Consider the following 15,805-nt stretch of genomic DNA (forward strand, 5'->3'; position numbering starts at 1 on the left):
GGTGGCGAGTCAATAATGGCGCCATGCCCCGGGCATGGTGATTCGAAGTCGGGCGAATGCCGGCAATTCATGGTTCCCATACCATTGTTGACTTAGTGACCTGAGGGTATGCGCCACATACGTCCGTATGGCCGGCGTCCGGGCAGCGAGTAGCGGCTATTGCTCGTGAGGTTCAATGTGCTGCGAGTGGTCTAGGCAGGTGGACGAGAAGCACCTGCGCCTGAGTGGCCGCGCCAACGCGAGATGCTCGCGTTGGCGTCAGGGGCGGCATAGCAGGGCGCCGCGCGTCCCCTGGTGGGGCCATATAGGGCAGGCGGGGTGTCCCTATGAATGCGAGCGATCATGCGGTAGTCGCATAAGTCGCACGGTTTTGAGGGGTACCATCAAATTTCGTGAAAGAACGAGCGGCGGCCGTGCAAAAAAAACCGGCCAGCTCGAAGGCTGGCCGGCAGGTGGTTATCGACTAAACCGGAACGGTATTCCGGGCTGTGGTACGTGAACGATCCGCTGCCCCCTACCTTGCCCTGGAAGAAGCTGGACTCGCGACATCAGTCGCAGCAGCTCCAGGGCGGCGTCGAGATTGGGTATGTCACGAAGATCATCCTTGGCGTTCCGTTCGATGAAGCCCTTCGGTACGGATCGGTGGCCCCTGCTCCAAAGGCGTCGAAGGTACTTGTCGAGGTCATACGCTTGCAAGACAACCGTAGGTACCATATTGAAGAGCGAATAGCGGTCCTGGAACTCCGCGAGGTGGAATCGAATGACCTCGATGGCACCTTGGATCGTCTCCAAGGAAATCCTCTTCTCCCCGAGAGCGACCGTCCAGATAGTGGCCAGGCGGCCCGCATGCTCAGCCGCACGAAACGCGAAGTCACTGACATCCGCCAGATCGCCGGCCTCGCGGATGTCTCCTTCGCTATTCGCGCGGCGAAAGATTTCCTGCTCGAAGTCGAGCCAATACTTGAGCGCTTCGTCATCGAGCTCAATCTCGTCAAGGGCGGTGATGCCCTGGGACCTGCGACGATCAATCTCAACGGCCATACGGCGAAGAGTATCGTGATACGCATCCAGCGCCTGCGAGGAAACGAGGACGTCGGCGAGATAACGATCGTCCACGACTTTGCCAGCCGTGCCGAATAGGTTCCGTCCCCAAAAGCCGATCGAGCGCATCTTCATGCCATGGGTACGTTCGAAGTCATCAATGATTTCGTTTTGAACCATCAGGAACACGCTGACGCGTGGATCATGGCCGATGACGCTTTCGCCGCCTGCACGATCGAGCGTGATGTGGCTGCCGTCAAAGCCGCGGTTGAGATGACGACACAGGCGGGGGAGGTTTTCGTAAACGATGTCCGCTTCGTCGCTCACCAAAGCGATCGAGCGACCCGATCCCTTGAGCTGGTCGATGAAGCGGCGGGTCGTGATGTCGCTAACTAGCAGTCGCGCTTCGACCGGGGCAACGGGCTCCTTCCCGCCCAGCTCGTCGAGTGCGGCCTGAAGGTGTTGCCAAGGCTTGTTATTGGCCCGGAGCTTCCTCTTCTCCCTTTGAAGTCCCTTACGGTCGTCCACCCAATCGCCATGCGCCAGATTGAACTGGTGCACGGCGTGCTCGTGCAACGCAATCATCGCTTGGTCGTAGGCCTCAACCACCGGGATGAACGCCTTCAGAGCCCTGGTCTTTCCTGCCGTAGAGGGAGCGATCACGTGGGAATAGACCGATGCAGGTCGCGTCTCAGCCTTTTCACCGGGCATCTTAAAGCGAGCGAGGTTCTGCGTTAGCAGACCCAGCACGCCATTGGCGGTCATGCCCGCGATGATGGTGTTGATGCGCTTGCTTTTGGCGACATACAGCGCTGCCTCCCGCAAAGCGGGAGGCAGCGCCTCAATCGGAAAGCTGCGAAGGATGGGCGTGAAGTCAGGGAGGGCGGCCTTGTGATGCCATCCCCCATTAAATCCGAAGCTCATGGTGCGCCCTCCTTGTCGGGCATCCGGTCGCCCGGATCAGCATGTTCGGGCTGGTCGCAACCAAGCTTTGCTGCAGTCGCGAGGAGTGCATTCACTTTCGTGTAGTGAAGAGCCGGAATAGCGGACTTCACCTTCTTGCGGATCTTGTCGTGGGATTCGCCGCGGTCCATCGCCGCGCGGATCGAAGGAATCAGCCTGGCGAGCTGCTCGGCTTCGTGCTCCTCAGGCGTCGGCTCCGTTGACTCGATGGCCACGATGGCTTGGTCGATAAGGTCATCGTCAATGGAGACGACTTCCTTCGTGATGGTGTTGTTACCCATGATGGTTGTCTCCGCGCGCGTACAGCGCGTTGGGGCTGTTGAGGGTGATGCCGTCGATCTGACGCGAGCGATGGGTAATGGCATCCCGCCAGGCCCGGATCTCTTCGGCGAGGAAGAGCTTCCGTTGGCCAGGTTCACGGACGATCGAGTCCGGCATGGGTAGCCACGGGAATGGTGCCTCCTTGCCGGGATCAATGCGGTTGCGCTTGTCGTCGTACATCGGGACGAGGCCATCCTGATAAGCCTTCGAATTGGAAAGGCCTGCGAACGTCAGGCATTGGTGGAGCCCGACATTTCCTGATACCGGGAAATCCTCAACTTCTTGAGGTGTGCTTCGACGCGCACGGCTTGGACGAACGCTGCCGCCACCTTCGTTGCCGAAAGTGCTTAGGAGGTGCTTCGTCATGGCGGCTACTCGCTCTGCGAAGCTGCCGCGTAGGCGTCGACTTCACCCACGTTGAACCACTGGCGGCCGTCTTTCCAGTACGCCTCCGGAAGGCGGGGGCCCACAACGACCTCGAAGGCATCCATGTCCTGCTGGCGTTTGAGTGCGATCTTGTAGTTCAGGCGGTGGAAGAAGCGCATGCGAATACAGCCGTCCTTGAAGCTGATGTCGGCATGGGGATCATTGATCCCAGCGGCGTTGAACGCCGCGTGCAACGAGTTGAAGGGGCCTGCTTGGCCCGCAGAAGGCACGCGCGTAATGGGCATGTCTTGTACTCCGCGAAAGGGCTAATGAACGACCGGCGTGAATCCACTGAGCCTGTTCACTCGCGCGAAACAGGATGGTGTCGCTATGCAGGGGATATGGCCGGAGCCCGATGCGACGCCTCGCATCGACCTGAGCGTCGTCATTGCGCGCCGAGGATTAATTTCGCGGGTTACCTTTCCGCCGTCTGGCGTTGTAGAAGCCGCTTGTCAGGTCCCTAAGGGGTTTGATGCGGCTGGCCCGTTGCGATGCGCGGGCTATGGATGCGAGAAGTTCCAGCGATCTCGCCCACGCCGTATTTTGAGCAGAATTCTTGCGCCTGCGCAAGGTGGCGGTGCAGCTATTTCCTCGTCATCATCCATCACTGGATAGCAGCTCCAGATGCCCCGTGTAGATTTGGCTTGGACAGATATAGACGGTTTGGTACGGTGTGATAAGTCAGCCGGACGTCCAGCTCGTCGACCTATGGGGCCACATGTGATTGTTGTTTCATTGGCGATAACGACTGGGGGCAGTTTTGGGGGCAGGTGCTGTTTCGTCTTCGGGAAAAGGCTAGTGAAATTGCTAATTTACTGATATTTTTCGAGTCCACCCATACCACCAAACGCCTCTTTGCAAATCGCGGAAGTCGATCGCAGGCCTTGCATAACCAAGGTGCCCGACTTTCTTGGCGCCTGCGATTTCTTCCTGTGTTCCGTCAGCCACGTCCTCAGGTGGAAGCTGGCCTCTGTTCGTGAGGTCATTGCGGCGCAGGCTGGCTGGGAGTGTCCTCTTTCTACCGATGCCGAGCGGCTTTCCGGCGGGCTGTACAATCGACCGATGAACATCTTCAAAGTATTCACTCTCGAAGCAGCCCACCGCCTGCCCAACGTGCCGGAGGGCCACAAATGCGCGCGGCTGCATGGGCATTCGTTCCGGGTCGAGTTGCATTTGACTGGCGATGTGGGCGCGGAGTCGGGCTGGGTGATGGATTTCGGCGATGTCAAAGCGGTGTTTCAGCCGCTCTACGAACAGCTCGATCATCACTATCTCAATGACATCCAGGGATTGGAGAATCCGACCAGCGAGCGGTTGGCGGTGTGGATCTGGGATCGGCTGAAGCCCGCGCTGCCGCTGCTTTCCGAAGTGGTGGTGCATGAAACCTGCACGTCGGGATGTCGATACCGGGGCATGTGACCCGGACGCCTGACTTTCGCCGGGCCCCTTTCCTGGCCAACCCACCTGACCGTGCCCGGCTCTGCAGTCTTCGGTCGAGGGCGGGGTTGACTGGTTTCGGGATGAGCGCTTTGACGCGGCGCGATGTGGCCCATGGCGACTCCAACAGATCGTTTTTCCTGAATATTTCCCCGATGGTCTGGTTGTCGCCCGGAAATATATATTGCACTGCACAAAATCTTTCGCTAGAATGGCTGCCACTACCCCATCCTCAACGAGGACCAAGCCATGACGCAGCAGTTCAACAACCAGCTTTTCGCTTTCACCAAGCAGTTCACCGACAGCGCTTTCAAGGCGCAGTCGCTGGCCTTGAAGGGCCTGGAGACGGTCGCCGAGCTGCAGCTCAAGGCGCTCGAGGAGCAGTCCAGGGTCTCCGCCCAGTTCGTCGCCGAGGCGATGGAAACCCGCGACATGGACGGCCTGCGCAGCCTGTGGGAAAAGGGCAGCAGCCTGAGCCGCGAGAATGCGGAGCGCGCCGTGGCCGTTTCGCAGGAAGTGATCGCCGTGACCCAGAAGACCGCCGAGTCGCTGAATGCCCTCGTGCAGGAGCAGCGTCAGGCTGCCAATGACGCGGTCGCCGCGCCGGTGGCCGCCAAGAAGGCTTCCGCCAAGTAATCAGGCGGGATCAGTTGCGCTCTGCGTGACCCGAACAGGGCCGGACTTCGTTCCGGCCCTGTTTGCGTGTGGCCTCGAAAGATCCTGTGGCAGGGCTCCGCGGGGTTCACAATTCAATGCGTTAAGCGTGCCGCGGGAGACAATGTCGCAGCTTTCACGGCTTGTCCCGGCAACTTTTCAACTGCTATACTTTTACGGATTGGATAGTGGCCCGCAGCTGTATCGGTGCCGCCTGCTGCAGGCCGCGCGGAGAAGCTACGTTGCTCAACAGTCTTGCCTCCGGTCGACGCATCGCGCTGCGCATTGTCCTGCTGCAGTTGCTGGTGGCGTTGCTGGTCGGCCTCGTGTTTCTCGCATCGGGACCGCGTGAAGCGGTTTCGGCTGCTGCGGGCGCGACGATGGTGGCGCTGGGTACCGCGCTGATGTCGGCGCGATTCTTCAGCGGCGTGACGGGCGCGGGTCAGGCGTTGGGCCGTTTGCTGACGGGCGTGCTCCTGAAATGGATCGTGATCGTCGGAGGGCTGATCGTGATCCTGTTCCAACTCAAGTTGCCACCGCTGGCCGCCATCACGGGGTTGGCGGCGGCTTACGCGGTTTATCTGCTGGCGTTCAGATTCAAGGGTTGATCCATGGCAAGCGAGCCGACTGGCGGTCTTACCGAATACATCCAGCACCATCTCAAGCACCTGACTCCGCATGCCAGCGAGGGCGGGTTCTGGGCGGTGCACGTCGACTCGGTCACCGTGTCGCTGGTGCTGGGCGTGCTGTTCTGCCTGTGGTTCTGGCTGAAGGCGCGCAAGGCCACGGCCGGCGTGCCGGGCAAGGGTCAGGCGTTCGTCGAGATCATCCTCGAGTTCGTCGATGGCCAGGTCAAGGACGTGTTCCACGGTGATCGCCGCGTGCTGGGGCCGCTGGCGCTGACCGTGTTCGTCTGGGTGTTCCTGATGAATGCGATGGACCTGCTGCCGGTCGACCTGCTGCCGTGGATCACCGAGAAGTTCGGCGTGGGTCATTTCCGCGCCGTGCCCACCGCCGACATCAACATGACGTTCGCGATGTCACTGACGGTGTTCGTGCTGATCATCTTCTACAGCTTCAAGGCCAAGGGCGCCGGCGGCTACATGAGCGAGCTGTTCACCGCGCCGTTCGGCAAGCATCCGCTGCTGTGGATCCCCAATTTCGCGCTGAACCTGGTCGAGCTTGCCTCCAAGCCGGTGAGCCTGGCGATGCGACTGTTCGGCAACATGTATGCAGGCGAGCTGGTGTTCATGCTGATCGCCGGCCTGTTCAGCGCCGGTGCCGGCCTGGCGGGCTGGGCGCTGTATGGTGCGGGCATCATCGGCTACACGGTGTGGGGCATCTTCCACATCCTGATCATCTCGATCCAGGCGTTCATCTTCATGGTGCTGACGATCGTGTACATCTCGATGGCGCACGATCACCACTGATCGGCATCTTCGAATCATCTGCTGCAACCGCTTTGTCTATTCCAGTTTGAATTTCTCAGGAGACTACCGTGGAACATCTCGTCCAGTTTGCACAAATCCAGGGCTTCACCGCCATCGCGCTCGGCCTGATCATCGGTTTTGGTGCGCTCGGCGCCTGTATCGGTATCGGCATCATGGGTTCGAAGTTCCTTGAAGCCGCCGCGCGTCAGCCGGAGCTGGTGCCGCTGCTGCAGGGCCGCATGTTCCTGCTGGCTGGTCTGATCGACGCCGCGTTCCTGATCGGCGTGGCGCTGGCGATGTACTTCGCCGTGGCCAACCCGCTGCTGGGCAAGGTGCTGTCCGCCGCTGGCGCGGGTCAGTAAGAAGCACGCTCGCGATGGCGCCCGTCGAGGCGTCATCGCGTATCTGGCGCGGGTTTCCCTGATTCCCGCGTTTGTCTTGTTCCGTATTTACAGGTAACGCAGCGATGGATTTCAACGCGACCTTGATTGGCGAAATGATTTCGTTCGCCATCCTGATCTGGTTCAGCGTCCACTTCATCTGGCCGCACATCAACAAGGCCATCGAAGATCGCCAGGTCAAGATCGCCGAAGGCCTGAATGCCGCCGAGCGCGCCCACGCCGAGCTGAAGAGCGCGGACGTGAAGGTGGCTGGCGAGATCAAGCAGGCGCGCCTGCAGGCGTCGGAGATCATCGACAAGGCCCAGCAGCAGGCCAATCAGATCATCGAAAAGGCCCGTGGCGAAGCGATCAGCGAGATCAACCGTCTGAAGGCCGCGGCGCAGGACGACATCGCGTCTATGGCGCAGCGTGCGCGCGACCAGCTGCGTGAGCAGGTCGGTGCGCTCGCGGTGCAGGGTGCCAGCAAGATCGTGCAGCGCGAGGTGGACGCCTCGACGCACAAGGCCCTGCTCGACCAGCTTGCGGCCGAGATCTGATCGATGGCTCAGGCAATCACTCTCGCCCGTCCGTACGCCCGCGCCGCGTTTGAAGTGGCGCACGCGTCCGGCACGCTGGCTTCGTGGTCGCAGTCGCTGGCGTTTGCGGCGGCGGTGGCCGGCGACCCGCTGGTGGCCGGCCTCGGCAACGATCCGCGGGTGCTGCCGGCTCAGCTGGTGGCGCTGCATCTGCCAGCCGGCATGGCGGTCGATGCGCCGTTCGGTCAGTTCCTGAGCGAGATGGCCGAACAGCGTCGGCTGGTGTTGCTGCCCGAAGTGGCCGAGTTGTTCGAGACGCTCAAGCGTGAGTCCGAGTCGCAGCTGCTGGTCAAGGTGACCAGCGCGATGAGCCTGGACGCAGCGCAGTCCGAACAGCTCAAGGCTTCGCTGAAGCGCCGTTTCAAGCGCGAGATCGAACTGGAGACCTCGGTCGATGCCTCGCTGCTGGCCGGCGTGGTGATCGATACCGGCACGGAAGTGATCGACGGTTCGGCGCGCGGACGTCTCGCGCAGCTGGCCGGTGCGTTGAGCCAATAAGTTTCACGCGAAGTCCGTTTCGCGAAAAGCAAAACCGGCCATCCATGGCCGGACAAATTGATTAAACGCGAAGTCCATTTCGCGAAGGGCAAAACCGGCCATCCATGGCCGGACTCTTCAACAAAGCTTTCGATTTTGGGATAACAACCATGTCCAGCAGCACACTGAATCCGTCCGAGATCAGCGAACTGATCAAGAGCCGCATCGAGCAGTTCAAGCTCGGCGCGGAAGCGCGCAACGAGGGCACGATCATCAGCGTGTCCGACGGCATCGTGCGCATCCACGGCCTGGCCGACGTGATGCAGGGCGAAATGATCGAACTGCCGGGCAACGCGTTTGCGCTGGCGCTGAACCTCGAGCGCGACTCGGTCGGCGCGGTGGTGCTGGGTGAATACCAGCACCTGCGCGAAGGCGACACTGCCAAGACCACCGGCCGCATCCTCGAAGTGCCGGTTGGCCCGGAACTGCTCGGCCGCGTCGTCGACGCGCTGGGCAACCCGATCGACGGCAAGGGTCCGATCAACGCCAAGCTCAACGCCGAAGTCGAGAAGGTCGCGCCGGGCGTGATCTGGCGCAAGTCGGTCGATCAGCCGCTGCAGACCGGCTACAAGTCGGTCGACGCGATGATCCCGGTCGGTCGTGGCCAGCGCGAGCTGATCATCGGCGACCGCCAGACCGGCAAGACCGCGCTGGCGATCGACGCGATCATCGCGCAGAAGGGTTCGGGCATTAAGTGCATCTACGTGGCGATCGGCCAGAAGCGCTCGTCGGTGGCCAACGTGGTGCGCAAGCTGGAAGCGCACGGCGCGCTGGCGCACACCATCGTGGTGGTCGCCTCGGCCTCCGAGTCGGCTGCGCTGCAGTACGTGGCGCCGTATTCGGGTTGCGCGATGGGTGAATACTTCCGCGATCGCGGCGAAGACGCACTGATCGTGTACGACGATCTTTCCAAGCAGGCCGTGGCGTATCGCCAGATCTCGCTGCTGCTGAAGCGTCCGCCGGGCCGCGAAGCGTATCCGGGCGACGTGTTCTATCTCCACTCCCGTCTGCTCGAGCGCGCATCGCGCGTGTCCGAGGAATACGTCGAGAAGTTCACCAATGGCGAAGTGAAGGGCAAGACCGGTTCGCTGACCGCGCTGCCGATCATCGAGACGCAGGGCGGCGACGTTTCGGCGTTCGTGCCGACCAACGTGATCTCGATCACCGACGGCCAGATCTTCCTGGAAACCGACCTGTTCAACGCCGGCATCCGTCCGGCCGTGAACGCCGGTATCTCGGTGTCCCGCGTCGGCGGCGCCGCGCAGACCAAGATCGTCAAGAAGCTGTCCGGCGGCGTGAAGCTGGCGCTGGCGCAGTTCCGCGAGCTGGCCGCGTTTGCGCAGTTCGCCTCGGATCTGGACCCGGCCACCCGCGCCCAGCTGGACCGTGGTCAGCGCGTGACCGAGCTGATGAAGCAGGCGCAGTACGCGCCGCTTTCCATCGCCGAGCTGGCGCTGTCGGTGTACGCGGCCGAGAAGGGCTACCTCGACGATCTGCCGGTGAACAAGGTGCTGGCGTTCGAGAAGGGCCTGCACGCCTTCATGCACCAGAACCACGAAGAGCTGATGAAGAAGATCGTGGCCACCGGTGACTGGAATGGCGACATCGAAGCGACCTTCAAGGCCTCGCTGGACGAGTACAAGAAGACCGGTAGCTGGTAAGAGGAGCCGGGAACAGGGAATAGAGAATCGGGAATCGGGAATAGGAAGAGCCACGGCGCATCGCGCTCCGCTTTGAACCATTCCCCATTCCCCATTCCCGATTCCCCCGAGTGAGCAAAGCGAGCGAGTAAAGCATGGCCAGCGGACGCGAAATCAAAACCAAGATCAAGAGCACGCAGAACATGCGCAAGGTGACGCGCGCGCTCGAAATGGTCTCTGCCGCGAAGATCCGTCGTGCGCAGGACCTGATGAAGGCTTCGCGTCCGTACGCCCGCTCGATGCGCAAGGTGATCGCGCACGTGGCCCAGGCCAGCACGGATTTCAGCCATCCGTTCCTGACCCAGCGCGACAACGTGGCGCGGGTCGGTTTCATCGTGGTGTCGACCGACCGCGGCCTGTGCGGTGGCCTCAACTCCAACCTGTTCCGTCGCCTGCTGCCGGCCATCGTCGAGTGGCAGAAGCAGGGCGTGCAGGTCGACGTGGTCGCGGTGGGCCAGAAGGCGGTGGCGTTCTTCCGTCGGCTCAAGGGCGTCAACCTGATCGGCAGCGTCACCCATCTGGGCGAGAAGCCCAGGCTGGAGCAGCTGGTCGGCGTGATCAAGGTGATGATGGACGCCTATACGTCCAACGGTCTGGATCGCGTGTTCCTCGCCTACAACGACTTCGTCAACACCATGACGCAGAAGCCGACCATCGACGCGCTGCTGCCGTTACCGCTGGTGGCCACGGAAATGGAAGCCCACCAGGCGGCCGGCGAGTCGGCTTACGCCGGCGTGAAGCTGGAAGCGAGCCACGACTGGGACTACATCTACGAGCCCGACGCGCAGACCGTGCTGGAGCACGTGCTGGGTCGCTACATCGAGTCCGTGGTGTACCAGGCGGCCCTGGAGAACCTGGCCAGCGAGCACGCCGCGCGCATGGTCGCGATGAAGAGCGCGTCGGACAACGCGAACAAGGTGATCGGCGAATTGACGCTGGTCTACAACAAGGCCCGCCAGGCCGCGATCACCCAGGAAATTTCCGAAATCGTGGGAGGAGCGGCTGCGGTGTAACCGCGGCAGCTCTTGAAAAAAATTCATGGCGACGCGAAGCGGCGCCGCAATAGACCTAAAGAGATTCATCCGGAGCTATCAGCATGAGCCAGGGCAAAGTTGTTCAGATCATCGGCGCGGTCGTCGACGTGGAATTCCCCCGCGATCAGGTGCCGCAGGTGTATGACGCACTGAAGATCGACGGCACCGAGATCACGCTGGAAGTCCAGCAGCAGCTCGGCGACGGCGTCGTGCGCACGATCGCGCTCGGTTCCACTGAAGGCCTGAAGCGCGGCCTGCAGGCGCGCAACACCGGCGAAGGCATCAAGGTGCCGGTCGGCAAGGCGACGCTGGGCCGCATCATGGACGTGCTCGGCAACCCGATCGACGAAGCCGGCCCGATCGGCGAGCAGGACCAGTGGGTCATCCACCGCGAAGCGCCCAGCTATGACGAGCAGGCGGCCGCGACCGACCTGCTGGAAACCGGCATCAAGGTCATCGACCTGGTCTGCCCGTTCGCCAAGGGCGGCAAGGTCGGCCTGTTCGGCGGCGCCGGCGTCGGCAAGACCGTGAACATGATGGAGCTGATCAACAACATCGCCAAGGCGCACTCGGGTCTGTCCGTGTTCGCCGGCGTGGGCGAGCGTACCCGCGAGGGCAACGACTTCTACCACGAGATGAAGGACTCCAACGTCCTGGACAAGGTCGCGATGGTATACGGCCAGATGAACGAGCCGCCGGGCAACCGCCTGCGCGTCGCGCTGACCGGTCTGACCATGGCCGAATACTTCCGCGACGAGAAGGACGCGTCGGGCAAGGGCAAGGACGTGCTGCTGTTCGTCGACAACATCTACCGCTACACGCTGGCCGGTACCGAAGTGTCGGCGCTGCTGGGCCGCATGCCGTCCGCCGTGGGTTACCAGCCGACCCTGGCCGAGGAAATGGGCGTGCTGCAGGAGCGCATCACCTCGACCAAGACCGGCTCGATCACCTCGATCCAGGCCGTCTACGTGCCCGCCGATGACTACACCGATCCGTCGCCGGCCACCACCTTCGTGCATCTGGACTCCACCGTGGCGCTGTCGCGTGACATCGCCAGCCTGGGCATCTACCCGGCGGTTGACCCGCTGGCCTCGACCAGCCGCCAGCTCGACCCGCTGGTGATCGGTGAAGAGCATTACAACGTCGCCCGCCGCGTGCAGGGTACGCTGCAGCGCTACAAGGAACTGAAGGACATCATCGCGATTCTCGGCATGGACGAGCTGAGCGAAGAGGACAAGCAGGCCGTGTCGCGCGCCCGCAAGTGCGAGCGCTTCTTCTCGCAGCCGTTCCACGTGGCCGAAGTGTTCACCGGCTCGCCGGGCAAGTACGTGTCGCTGAAGGAAACCATCCGTGGCTTCAAGATGATCGTCGACGGCGACGTCGACCACCTGCCGGAGCAGGCGTTCTACATGGTCGGCGGCATCGACGAGGCGATCAAGAAGGCCGAGGACATGGGCGCCAAGAAAGCCGCCTGAGGCGGCTTTCGGGAATCGGGAACAGAGAATGGGGAATCGGCAAAGCAAGAGCGCCGGTTCCTTCCGCCCCTGACCATTCCCCATTCCCGATCCCCCATTCCCTTCGAGCGTAGCGAGAAAAGCCATGACCCAAACCATTCGCGTCGACATCGTCAGTGCCGAAGCCGAGATCTTCTCCGGCGACGCGACGATGGTCGTTGCCACCGGCGAGCTCGGTGAGCTCGGCATCACGCCGCGCCACGCACCGCTGATCACCCGCCTCAAGCCCGGCCATGTCGACGTGCTGCTGGACGGCGGCGAGCGCCAGCAGTTCTGGGTATCCGGCGGCATTCTGGAAGTGCAGCCGCAGGTGGTCACGGTACTGGCCGACAGCGCGGCCCGCGCCGCCGACCTGGACGAGGCCTCGGCGCAGCGCGCCAAGCAGGAGGCCGAAACTGCCCTGGCCAACCGCACCGACGCGATGGAGATTGCCGAGGCGCAGGCCAAGCTGGCCGAAGCGATGACCCAGCTGCAGGCGCTGGAGCGTCTGCGCAAGAATCTGAAGCACTGAGTTTGTGCGCTCGTTCATGAGCGCAGAGCCAAGATCAGGAAGCGGCCATCCGCGGTCGCACCCGCGGATGAAGCGGTTGCTTCGATGGACATTGCGAACTGCGAACGCCGGCCTTGTGCCGGCGTTTTCATGTCGGCACGATCCGGCCTCGGATGACCGGAAAGGGCGGGACATGGGAAAGCGGACGAACCTGGGACATGCGGCGGCAAGCCTGCTGTTCCTGTTGCTGGGTGGCTGCGTCACGTCACCGGCACCGAACAAGCCGAACGCCACCGGCGACGCCTCATGGCGGATCGAGATGCCGCCGGGCACGGTGAGTTACCAGCTGGCGATGGGTGAGGTATCCAGCGGCGCGACACCATTCCGGCGGGTGAAGCCGGTGTATCCGCCGGGCCTGCTGGACGCTTGCCCGTCACCGCAGGAGGTGCCGGCGCTGGTCATCGTCGATGACCAGGGCGCGGTAGCCGAGGTGCGGGTGGCCGGCGAGCAGCAGGCCGACGCGAGCCGGCACGCCTTCATCGATGCGGTGCGCGCCGCCGCCAGGCAGTGGCGGTTCCAGCCCCTGCTCATCAGTCGCTGGGCTGCCGACGCCGACGGCAACAGCCACGTGGTCGACAGCGGCACGCGGCCATTCAGCCTCACCTATGTCTTCCGCTTCGAATGCCACTTGGGCAAGCCCTCGGTTTCGGCCGCGGCAGCGCAGGGCTGAGTCAGCTTTGCCGGCAACGGCGCCGAAACGGCTGCTATGCTTTTCGATCGAAACACGTCAGGGCCGACACCATGAACCACGCACCACTCCACGTCATCATCCTCGCGGCCGGCGCCGGCACGCGGATGAAGTCCAGCCGCCCCAAGGTGCTGATGCCGCTGGCGGGCCGGCCGTTGCTGGCGCACGTGATCGACGCCGCGCGGGCGTTGCAGCCGGCGGCGCTGCACATCGTCTACGGTCATTGCGGCGAGCAGGTGCAGGCGGCGTTCACCGACCAGGCCGACCTGCGCTGGGCGCTGCAGGCCGAGCGCCTGGGCACTGGCCACGCGGTGGAGCAGGCGCTGGGCGAGGTGCCGGACGACGCGCGCGTGCTGGTGCTGTATGGCGACGTGCCGATGACCCGCGTCGAGACGCTGCGGCAACTGGTGGAAGCCGAGGGCGGCTTCAGCCTGCTGACCATGCGACTGGCGGAGCCGCGCGGCTACGGCCGGGTGCTGTGCGACGGCAATGCCCACGTGCGGGCCGTGGTCGAGGAAAAGGACGCCGACGACGTGCAGCGTGCGGTGAACCTGGTCAACACCGGCATCCTGATCGCCGGTGCCGGAGTCCTGCGTGGCTGGATCGGGCGGCTCGACCGCAACAACGCGCAGGGCGAGTATTACCTTACCGACATCTTCCGCATGGCGGCCGAGGAAAACCATCCCGCGTTGAGCGTGGAGTGCGCCGATCCGGTCGAGGCCGCCGGCGCCAACAATCCGCTGCAGCTGACCGAACTGGAGGCTGCCTTCCGCTGGCGCGCCGCGCACGCCCTGCTTGCCGACGGCGTGCGCCTGGCCGATCCGCTGCGCATCGATGTGCGTGGCGCGGTCACCGCCGGGCGCGACGTGGAGCTGGACATCGACGTGATCCTGGAAGGCTCCGTGGTGCTGGGCGATGACGTGCGCATCGGTGCCTTCACCCGCTTGCGCAATGTGCAGCTGGCGGCCGGCACCGTGGTGCAATCGCACTGCGACCTCGACGGGGTGGTCACCCATGGCCCCTGCACGATCGGCCCGTTTGCGCGGCTGCGTCCAGGCACTGAACTGGATGCCGGCGTGCATGTGGGCAATTTCGTCGAGACCAAGAAGGCCCGTCTGGGCGAAGGCAGCAAGGCCAACCACCTCACCTATCTCGGCGACACCGAGGTGGGCCGTGGCGTCAACATCGGCGCCGGCACCATCACCTGCAACTACGACGGCGTGAACAAGCATCTCACGCGGATCGGCGACGGCGCCTTCATCGGCTCGAACAGCTCGCTGGTCGCGCCGGTGTCGATCGGCGCCCAGGCCACCATCGGCGCCGGCTCGGTGATCACCCGCGACGCACCCGATGGCGAGCTGACCGTGGCGCGCGGCAAGCAGCAGACTTACGAGGGCTGGAAGCGGCCGGTGAAGCGGTAGTCGGTCGGAACGGGGATGCTCTAACCGTTCCCCCGTTCCTCAGACGTACCGCCAGCCGTCGATCTCGAACAGCAGTTCGCTGCGGCAGATGTCGCCGTGCAACAGCAGCACCGGCACGCCGGGCAGCCGGCGGCCGAGAAACTCGCGCACGCGGGCAGCGTCGCCACGATGGCGCACGTACGCCTTCAGCGGCGAGTGGCTGTCGAACCCGCTGGCCATGCCGGCGTTGGCCAGCAAGGCGTCGAGGTTGACCATGGTTTCGGCGAGCTGGGCGTCCAGGTCGTGCTGGTGCGCCGAAGCATGGCCGACCACGGCGGCGGTGCCGGAAATGGCCAGCACGTCGCCAGCCGGCAGGATCATCGCGCGGGCGAAACTGGGCGGGGTCCGGCCGTACTGGCGAGGGTAGCGCCAGGCGCTGATCTGGCGCGGGTTCTCGACTTTCCGGCCGGGACGGTCGCAGGCCAGCAGGTAGACCTGCAAGTGATGCGCGTCGCCGTGGTGGCCGATCGCGGTGGCGGCCGGGAAACCTTCGCTGAAGAAATCGCCCATGCCGCTGGCACGACCATCGCAGAAGTGCTTGTAGTGCTCGGCATCGCCATCACCGTGGTTGATGGCGCCGAGGTAGTTCCACACGCGCTGCACGTGATGCTCCGCCCGCGCGGATACCAGCTGGTGCAACTGACGATAGGCCAGCTCCGCGGTGGCCGTGGCGCCGCCGTGTTCGCGTTCGTCCAGCTCGATCGAGGCAAACAGCCAGCCGCCGCCGGCCGCCCAGTGCATCGCACCGTCGCTGCCGCTGCTGACCGGCGCATCGACCTGCCACAGTTCCAGCGGTGCCGGACCCTCGAACGCTTCCAGCGGCACCTGCAGATGACGCGGGTCGCCGCTGCGCGGGGCGTGCTTGCCGAAGCCGAACGCCGCCAGCGTGCCGGACTCGGCCAGCGCTGCGGCGGGTTCGGCCATGCGATAGGAAACCCGCGGCGCGGGGCGCGCCAGCGAGTCGACCTGCGGATTTTCACTTCCCTGAACCATTCTCGACAACCGGGGACGACAAGGGCGCTATGTTACACTCCGCGCCCACTGCCACCGGGGGGAGGCAATGAAAACAACGTA

General features: G+C 63.6%; 18 protein-coding genes. 13 read left to right on the top strand and 5 right to left on the bottom strand.

Features of this window, described 5'->3' with window-relative positions; translation table 11 throughout:
• Positions 1-456: 456 nt before the first annotated feature.
• From UU7_RS07610 to UU7_RS07625, 4 genes are read right to left on the bottom strand one after another with little or no spacing between them, the layout of a single operon-like run.
• On the bottom strand, positions 457-1,965 hold the full coding sequence (locus UU7_RS07610) for a DUF3987 domain-containing protein (RefSeq protein ID WP_007807001.1): 1,509 nt from the start codon (positions 1,963-1,965) through the stop codon (positions 457-459).
• Positions 1,962-2,285 carry a hypothetical protein gene (locus tag UU7_RS07615; protein ID WP_007807002.1) on the bottom strand — a complete coding sequence of 108 codons (324 nt, stop codon included), beginning with the start codon at positions 2,283-2,285 and terminating at the stop codon, positions 1,962-1,964. Before UU7_RS07615 ends, UU7_RS07610 begins: the two co-directional genes overlap by 4 nt.
• Positions 2,278-2,691 (bottom strand): hypothetical protein, encoded by a 414-nt coding sequence (locus UU7_RS18295; RefSeq protein WP_157582015.1) that lies wholly within the window; start codon positions 2,689-2,691, stop codon positions 2,278-2,280. Before UU7_RS18295 ends, UU7_RS07615 begins: the two co-directional genes overlap by 8 nt.
• A gap of 5 nt (positions 2,692-2,696) precedes the next feature.
• Positions 2,697-2,996 (bottom strand): hypothetical protein, encoded by a 300-nt coding sequence (locus UU7_RS07625; RefSeq protein ID WP_007807005.1) that lies wholly within the window; start codon positions 2,994-2,996, stop codon positions 2,697-2,699.
• A gap of 817 nt (positions 2,997-3,813) precedes the next feature.
• Here UU7_RS07625 and queD point away from each other — a divergent pair.
• The 13 genes from queD to glmU all read left to right on the top strand — a co-directional run bounded on the left by queD (position 3,814) and on the right by glmU (position 14,692).
• The gene (gene queD / locus UU7_RS07630) at positions 3,814-4,170 is read left to right on the top strand and encodes a 6-carboxytetrahydropterin synthase QueD (protein ID WP_007807007.1); all 357 of its coding nucleotides are present in this window, start codon (positions 3,814-3,816) and stop codon (positions 4,168-4,170) included.
• A gap of 267 nt (positions 4,171-4,437) precedes the next feature.
• Positions 4,438-4,824: a phasin family protein gene (locus tag UU7_RS07635; protein WP_007807009.1), complete on the top strand. Its 387-nt coding sequence runs from the start codon at positions 4,438-4,440 to the stop codon at positions 4,822-4,824.
• Positions 4,825-5,084: 260 nt separating this feature from the next.
• Entirely contained in the window at positions 5,085-5,450 is a 366-nt protein-coding gene (locus UU7_RS07640) for an ATP synthase subunit I (protein ID WP_007807012.1), read from the top strand.
• A 3-nt stretch (positions 5,451-5,453) separates the two neighbouring features.
• The gene (gene atpB / locus UU7_RS07645) at positions 5,454-6,272 is read left to right on the top strand and encodes a F0F1 ATP synthase subunit A (protein WP_007807013.1); all 819 of its coding nucleotides are present in this window, start codon (positions 5,454-5,456) and stop codon (positions 6,270-6,272) included.
• 68 nt (positions 6,273-6,340) lie between these two features.
• A complete protein-coding gene (gene atpE / locus UU7_RS07650; RefSeq protein ID WP_007807016.1) occupies positions 6,341-6,634 on the top strand; it encodes a F0F1 ATP synthase subunit C in 294 nt (97 codons plus the stop codon).
• A 104-nt stretch (positions 6,635-6,738) separates the two neighbouring features.
• Positions 6,739-7,209 (top strand): F0F1 ATP synthase subunit B, encoded by a 471-nt coding sequence (locus UU7_RS07655; RefSeq protein ID WP_007807018.1) that lies wholly within the window; start codon positions 6,739-6,741, stop codon positions 7,207-7,209.
• 3 nt (positions 7,210-7,212) lie between these two features.
• Positions 7,213-7,746 carry a F0F1 ATP synthase subunit delta gene (locus tag UU7_RS07660; RefSeq protein WP_007807020.1) on the top strand — a complete coding sequence of 178 codons (534 nt, stop codon included), beginning with the start codon at positions 7,213-7,215 and terminating at the stop codon, positions 7,744-7,746.
• A 149-nt stretch (positions 7,747-7,895) separates the two neighbouring features.
• Positions 7,896-9,446 carry a F0F1 ATP synthase subunit alpha gene (gene atpA / locus UU7_RS07665; protein ID WP_007807021.1) on the top strand — a complete coding sequence of 517 codons (1,551 nt, stop codon included), beginning with the start codon at positions 7,896-7,898 and terminating at the stop codon, positions 9,444-9,446.
• 134 nt (positions 9,447-9,580) lie between these two features.
• A complete protein-coding gene (gene atpG, locus UU7_RS07670; RefSeq protein WP_007807025.1) occupies positions 9,581-10,498 on the top strand; it encodes a F0F1 ATP synthase subunit gamma in 918 nt (305 codons plus the stop codon).
• Between the two features lie 83 nt (positions 10,499-10,581).
• On the top strand, positions 10,582-11,994 hold the full coding sequence (gene atpD, locus UU7_RS07675) for a F0F1 ATP synthase subunit beta (protein WP_007807026.1): 1,413 nt from the start codon (positions 10,582-10,584) through the stop codon (positions 11,992-11,994).
• A gap of 124 nt (positions 11,995-12,118) precedes the next feature.
• Entirely contained in the window at positions 12,119-12,544 is a 426-nt protein-coding gene (locus UU7_RS07680; protein WP_007807027.1) for a F0F1 ATP synthase subunit epsilon, read from the top strand.
• Between the two features lie 172 nt (positions 12,545-12,716).
• Entirely contained in the window at positions 12,717-13,253 is a 537-nt protein-coding gene (locus UU7_RS07685; protein ID WP_007807028.1) for an energy transducer TonB, read from the top strand.
• 71 nt (positions 13,254-13,324) lie between these two features.
• A complete protein-coding gene (gene glmU, locus UU7_RS07690; protein WP_007807029.1) occupies positions 13,325-14,692 on the top strand; it encodes a bifunctional UDP-N-acetylglucosamine diphosphorylase/glucosamine-1-phosphate N-acetyltransferase GlmU in 1,368 nt (455 codons plus the stop codon).
• A 39-nt stretch (positions 14,693-14,731) separates the two neighbouring features.
• On the opposite strand, the gene UU7_RS07695 is transcribed toward glmU, so the two are convergent.
• A complete protein-coding gene (locus UU7_RS07695; protein WP_007807031.1) occupies positions 14,732-15,724 on the bottom strand; it encodes a chorismate transformation FkbO/Hyg5 family protein in 993 nt (330 codons plus the stop codon).
• Positions 15,725-15,805 lie beyond the last annotated feature (81 nt).

This window comes from Rhodanobacter spathiphylli B39 (assembly GCF_000264295.1).
In the GTDB taxonomy this organism is placed as follows: domain Bacteria; phylum Pseudomonadota; class Gammaproteobacteria; order Xanthomonadales; family Rhodanobacteraceae; genus Rhodanobacter; species Rhodanobacter spathiphylli.